This is a genomic window from Streptomyces bohaiensis (assembly GCF_012033785.1).
Classification (GTDB): domain Bacteria; phylum Actinomycetota; class Actinomycetes; order Streptomycetales; family Streptomycetaceae; genus Streptomyces; species Streptomyces bohaiensis.
On the sequence record NZ_JAAVJC010000284.1, the window covers coordinates 1 to 6091 of the forward strand.

5 protein-coding genes and 1 riboswitch are annotated in these 6091 nt (G+C 75.4%); of the genes, 1 reads left to right on the top strand and 4 read right to left on the bottom strand.

The genetic code is table 11. The features are described 5' to 3' along the window. Positions 1-49: 49 nt before the first annotated feature. On the bottom strand, positions 50-472 hold the full coding sequence (locus tag HCN52_RS20910; RefSeq protein ID WP_168090002.1) for a hypothetical protein: 423 nt from the start codon (positions 470-472) through the stop codon (positions 50-52). A 161-nt stretch (positions 473-633) separates the two neighbouring features. Here HCN52_RS20910 and HCN52_RS20915 point away from each other — a divergent pair, with 161 nt between their 5' ends. Continuing rightward, the gene (locus tag HCN52_RS20915) at positions 634-1665 is read left to right on the top strand and encodes a nitronate monooxygenase (protein WP_168090003.1); all 1032 of its coding nucleotides are present in this window, start codon (positions 634-636) and stop codon (positions 1663-1665) included. Between the two features lie 233 nt (positions 1666-1898). On the opposite strand, the gene HCN52_RS20920 is transcribed toward HCN52_RS20915, so the two are convergent. The 3 genes from HCN52_RS20920 to HCN52_RS20930 form a co-directional block, all read right to left on the bottom strand. After that, positions 1899-2846, bottom strand: a complete 948-nt coding sequence (locus HCN52_RS20920; RefSeq protein WP_168090004.1) for an aldo/keto reductase — start codon at positions 2844-2846, stop codon at positions 1899-1901. A gap of 399 nt (positions 2847-3245) precedes the next feature. Continuing rightward, a complete protein-coding gene (locus HCN52_RS26255; protein WP_312876810.1) occupies positions 3246-4853 on the bottom strand; it encodes a M23 family metallopeptidase in 1608 nt (535 codons plus the stop codon). A 9-nt stretch (positions 4854-4862) separates the two neighbouring features. Continuing rightward, a riboswitch (cyclic di-AMP (ydaO/yuaA leader) is annotated at positions 4863-5031 on the bottom strand. A gap of 427 nt (positions 5032-5458) precedes the next feature. Continuing rightward, on the bottom strand, positions 5459-6091 hold a 633-nt coding region (locus HCN52_RS20930), incomplete at its 5' end, for a SpoIIE family protein phosphatase (protein ID WP_209314803.1).

The window sequence follows — 6091 nt, forward strand, 5'->3', positions numbered from 1 at the left end:
GGGGCGGGGCGCGCCCGTGCGTCGGCCCGGGACGGGTACGGGGCCGTGCTCAGGCGGCGACGCGGCGACGGAGCGAGAGGCCGCGGCCCAGCGCCTCGACCGCCTCGGTCTCCCGCCCGGCGGCCCGCAGGGCCCGGCCGCGGAGCTCCCAGGCGGCGGCGCTGCGGCTGCGCAGCGCGACCGTGGAATCGGCGACGCGGCGGGCGAGGCGCCCCTCCCCCGCGGCAAGCGCCGCGGCGCCGACGGCGAGCAGGGCCTCGAAGACAGCGTCCTCGTCGGGACACAACTCGGTGTGCTCGGCGACCAGCGCGCCGATCGCGGCGACCAGGGAGACGTCGGCGAGACTTCCGGCATCCCCGGGGCGTGCCGCCAGATGGCGGGCGCACTCCCGTACACAGGCCGTGCAGAGGTCCTCGGCCCGGGCGACGCTTCCCGCCCGCAGCCCTACCAGGCCGTTCCAGCGCTTCGTCATGCTGTGATCGTGCCCACACCGGACACCGGCGCCGTGTCCGCCAAGCGCCCGCGAGATGAACATTCGGAACGTTCCGGCGCGCCGGTCGCCCCCGCCCGGCTCGTGCGGCCCCGCGCGCCCGGCCTCCTCGGGACGGGGCCGGGCGGTGGCAGCATGGGCGCATGGTGACGTTGGAGGGCGTGGCGCCGGTCGTGCAGGCGCCGATGGCGGGCGGGGTGGCGACGCCGGAGCTGGTGGCGGCGGTGTGTCGGGCCGGTGGGACGGGGTTCCTGGCCGGCGGGTACCTGACGGCTGAGGCGTTGGCGGAGCGTGTCGCCGCGGTGCGGGCCCGCATCGACGGTCCGTTCGGGGTGAACCTGTTCGTGCCCGGCGAGCGGTCCGGGGACGAGGCGGTGGGTGCCTACCGGGAGGAGCTCGCGCCGGAGGCGGCGCGGTTCGGGGTGACGCTGCGCACGGACGACCTGTACGAGCGCAGCGACTGGGAGGCGAAGGTCCGACTGCTGGTCGCGGCACCCGTGCCGCTGGTGTCGTTCACCTTCGGGCTGCCCTCCCCGGCCGAGCTGGCGGCGCTGCGTGCGGCGGGCAGCCGCCTCGTGGCGACGGTGACCACCGTCGCGGAGGCGGTCGCGGCGGCGGAGGCAGGGGTCGACGCGCTGTGCGTCCAGGGCCCGGAGGCGGGCGGGCACCGCGCCACGTTCCGGGTCGGGGACACACCCGAGGACGTCCCGTTGCCGCGCCTGGTGGCCGCCGTGGTGCGTGCGGCGCGGAAGCCGGTGATCGCCGCCGGAGGGCTGCGGGACGGCCGCGACGTGGCCGCGGTACTCGGTGAGGGCGCCGTCGCGGGCCAGTTGGGCACCGCGTTCCTGCTGACGGACGAGGCCGGCACCTCGCCGGCGCACCGCGCCGCGCTCACGGCCGGTCGCTTCGGGGAGACGGTGGTGACCCGGGCGTTCTCCGGCCGTCCCGCTCGGGGGCTGCGGAACGCGTTCATCGACGCCCACGGGGCGGCGGCGCCACCCGCCTACCCGCAGGTGCATCACCTCACGGCGCCGCTGCGGGCCGCCGCCTCGCGGGCGGGGGACCCGGACGCGATGTCGCTCTGGGCCGGCACCGGCTTCCGTGCGGCCCGCTCGGGCACGGCGGCGGCGGTCACCCGAAGCCTGCTGGCGGAGGTCGACGCCGCGGGCGGCTGAGTCGCGCAGACACCCCGGGTGTCGGCTTCGGTCGCTGCCCCGCTGCCAGCGGGGCAGCGGGGCAGCGGGGCAGCGGGGCAGACACCCGGACCGAGACCCGGGCGGACCACCGAGCCGACGGCCGGGCGACGACCGGCGGCACCCGCCGGTGCCGTCGGAGCTACGCCGTACCGGGTCCGGGGCACGGAGCCCCGGCCCCGGACACAGCTGCCCGGCGCCCGGCCTGTCTCGCGCTACGCGTCGTCGGGAGCGGAGGCGGCGTCGAGCGCGGCCATCTCGTCCGCTGTCAGGCTGAGGTCGACAGCCGCGAGCAGGGGCGGCAGCTGTTCGACGCTGCGGGCGCTGGCGATCGGCGCGACGACGGTCGGGCGGGCGGCCAGCCAGGCGAGTGCCACCGTGGCGTGGGCGACCCCGCGGTCCGCCGCGACGGCGTCGAGGACGGAGAGCACGCGGGGCCCCTGCGGGGTGTCGAGATAGCGCGAGGCCGAACCGGCACGCGCGCTGTCCACGGTGGTCCCGGGCCGGTACTTGCCGGTGAGGAAGCCGCCGGCCAGCGCGGCGTAGGGCACGGCCCGCAGCCCGAACTCCTCGACCACCCCGGCGACCTCGCCCTCGTAGTCGGCGCGCCGCATGAGGTGGTAGGCCGGCTGGAGCGCCACGTAGGCGGCCGTGCCCTCGCGGGCGGAGAACTCCATCGACGCGCGCAGCCGCTCGGCGGAGATGTTGGAGGCCCCGATCTCGCGGACCTTGCCCTCGCGCACCAGCTGGTCCAGGGTGCCGACGATGTCGGCCACGGGGACGGTCTCGTCGTCGAAGTGGGTGTAGAGCAGGTCGATGGTGTCGATGCCGAGCCGGCGCAGCGACGCCTCGGTCGCGGCGCGGATGGTCTCGGGCGCCAGTCCCTTGAACTCGGGGTGCCCGCCGACCTTGGTGGCGACGACGACGTCGCGGCCCCGCCCGCCGCGCGCGAGCCAGCGGCCGATGACGCCCTCGGACTCCCCGCCGCTGTGACCGGGGGCCCAGTGGGAGTACACGTCGGCGGTGTCGACGAAGCGGCCGCCGGCGGCCGCGTAGGCGTCGAGGATCGCGTGGGACGCGGCCTCGTCGGCGGTCCAGCCGAAGACGTTGCCGCCGAGGCAGAGGGGGGAGACGGTGAGGGAGCCGAGGGTGTGCTGAGTCATGCGAGGTACAACGAACCCGGTGAGCAGGGGTGTTCCGCTGTCCGGGGCGGATCGCCGACGACATCGGCTCCTTCGCGCTGCCGTGGGCCTGCTGCGGCATGGCGGCTTCGCGCCGGCCGGGCCCGGGCCGGACGGCCGTGAGCGGGGCCCGGGAGGCGGCCGGGGCACGGCGCGCAGACCGGCGGCCCTGACGTCGGGGGAATCGTCAGGGCCGCCGGGGTTCGGAGGTGCCCGGCCGCCGTGTGTGGCGGCGAGAGCGGAGGACCCGCGCACCCTCCGTCCGCGCCGCGTGCGTGCGGCGCCGGGCGGGCACGGTCGCAGTCGGGACGGGGGGCGACAGCGGCGGGAGGCCGCGGCGGGGCCGTGCGGTTCCGCCGGCCGGGCCGGCGGAACCGGGTGTCAGATGCTGATGCCGTTGCCGCGGAGCCAGGACAGCGGGTCGACGGCGCTGCCGCCGCCGGGCCGCACCTCGAGGTGGAGGTGGGGGCCCGAGGAGTTGCCGGTCGAGCCGACGTTTCCGAGGAGGTCGCCGGTGGTGACCTGCTGGCCCGCGACGACGGACATCGACGACATGTGGCTGTACGACAGCTCGGTGCCGTTGTCCAGCTTGACGATGACCTGGTAGCCGTAGCTGCCGGCCCACGCCGCCTGGGTGACGGTGCCGCTGTGGATGTTCTTGATCGGCGTGCCGCTGGGCGCCTGGAAGTCGAGGCCGGTGTGGTAGCCGGAGGACCACATGCCGCCGGACTGGCCGTAGTAGGCGGAGAGGGTGTAGCCGGAGAGGGGGGCGGTGAAGCTGGCCCGCAGCTTGGCGAGGCGCTCTTCCTCCTCCTTCTTCTTCCGCTCCTCTTCCTCCTTGCGCTTGCGCTCCTCCTCGGCGCGCTTGCGCTCCTGCTCCTCCAGTCGCTCCTCCTCGGCGAACGCGGCCGCGTCGGAGGAGGCACTGGCGATGGCCGCGTCGATGACGGCGTCGCGCTGCTCGGCCTCGGCCAGGGCGTCCTGGTTCTCGGCCTGGCGCAGGATGCGGGAGCGCAGGGCCTCGCCCGGCTCGCCGTCCGCCGACTCACCGGCGGCGAGGACGTCGCTGCTGCTGCTGACCATGAGTCCGGCGGAGGTGAGCGGGGCCGCGGTGATCATGGTGGTGGTGTTCTTGTCGGTGTCTCCGCCGAAGAAGCCGCCGATCTTGTCCGGGACGGACTTGACCTTGTCACCGGCGCCGGCGAGCCCGGACGAGTCCTCGTGGGCGGTGGCCATGCCGCCGGCGCCGACAGCGGCGATGACGCCGACTCCGAGCACCGCGCGGCTGCGCGCCATGGTGCCGCCGCGCTGGCGGGCCCGGCGCCGGCCGCGGACCGGGGCGACGGTCGCCGCGCTGGGGTTCCACTCGGTGAAGGTCTCGCCCTCGACGCGCTCGGGGCCCCACTCGGTGTCGTACTCGGGACCGAAGTAGGCCGGCACGGAGGTGTCGATGAGACCGCTGGGCTCGGTCTCCGCCACGGGCTCGGCGAGCAGCGAGGTGCCGCCCTCGGCGGTGGCGGTGTCCGCTGCGTCGCCGTAGGGGGCGCCGTAGGCCGCAGCCGCGCCGAACACGTCGTCGTCCCAGGAGGCCGCGACGGGGTGCTGGGCCTGCAGGTCGGTCACGGTGTGCGCGTCGCCGGCCGGGAGGTGGCCGCGGTCGGCGTAGAGGTCGCCGTAGGAGGCGTCCGCGAGGTGGCCGCTGTCGGCGGCGTAGTCCGCGTGGACCGGGCCGGCGTAGGAGTAGGAGTCGTACGGGGCGTCGCTGTGGGCGTGCGCGTACTCGGCGGTGCCGCTGTAGGCGGTGGTGTGCTGGGCGTCCCCGTGCGCGGAGCTGCCGTAGGCGTCGCCGCCGTAGTGCCGGTCGTGGGTGCCGAGGTCGTTGCCGTCCCCGAAGTAGCCGCCCGTGTAGGGGTGCTGCGAGCCGTAGGACCCGTAGGTGTCGCCGGAACCGAGGAGGTCCGTACCGGCGGCATGCCGATCTGACGCCACGTGGGCGTTCTCCTTTCCTTCCTTCGCCGACCGGGTTAGCTGACGGGTTCGGAGCAGGAAGGTCTCCTACGGTCCACCGGCGGGCGGTGGGCCGATTCACCCCATGAAGAAGTGGTTCCCCGGCTCTCCGAGCACCGCTGGACTGCTGCGGAACACGGAGATTGAGCGACAGAGCACGGGCGCCGACACTTGCATCGGCGGTGACGACCGCGCTGCGTTATGAAACGTTAATAGAGGGCAGGCGTGGATTCCAAGTGCCTCCGTCGAATCAACCTCGTTCATCTGTCACGCTTTTCCGGAGGAACAGCCGTAAAAGGGGCGGGGTCGGCATGCCTGCGGAGACCGGATCGATACCGTCGTCACCCCAATAGTTATGCGCAACGCCGCCATCGGGTGACTCTCGGTCATCAGAAGTGAACGGCCGCACCGCGCCGCCGCGGACGTCCGGAGGCGGTCCGGTGCACGTCGGACCGGGTGCGATCCGCGGCACCGGCCGACGGGGACGCGTTCCACGCCAACTCGCAGCGTGGCGGAGGCGGGTTAGGGCGGTGTGATCTACGTCGTAATCGCCTCGCACACCCCGTCGGCGGGCTGCCCGCCCGCTCTCAGGAGGCGGGTGTGACCGCGTGCGCCGTGCCGTCCGGAGGGACGGCCGCCATGACCGGCCGGGCGGGGACGGCGGCGCGCACCGCCATCAGTGCCAGGTCGTCGTGGCCGAGGCCGCCGTGGCGGGTGACGTCCGCAATGAGCCAGTCGAGTACCTCGTCGGGTTCGCGGGTCGGGCAGCCCAGCAACCGGACCTCCGGGTCGTAGAACCGCCCCTGCGCGTCCCGGGCCTCGCTCAGGCCGTCCGTGTACAGCACCAGCACGGCGCCCGGGGGCAGCAGCAGCCGGGACGGCTCCGACCGGCCTCCGCTGAGGGCGAGCAGCCCGAAGGGCAGCGCCGGTTCGGTGGGCGTGAGCGCGCGTACTCCCCCGTCGGGCAGCAGGAGCAGCGGCGGCGGGTGCCCCTGGTTCAGTACCCGCACCTCGCTGACGGGAGACGCGTCGAGGGCGGGGTCGGCGTGGGGCACGCCCGGATCCGGCCGCAGCCCTCGAGCCGCGGCCGACGGGGCGCTGCCGGCCCGTGGTGGCCCGGTGCGGCCGGGGTGGGGACCGACGGCGCCCGGGTCGGGGCGCAGGGCGGCCCCCGGTGGCACGGCGCCGGGGCGGGGCGGAGTGCCGGACGCAGGGCGGTG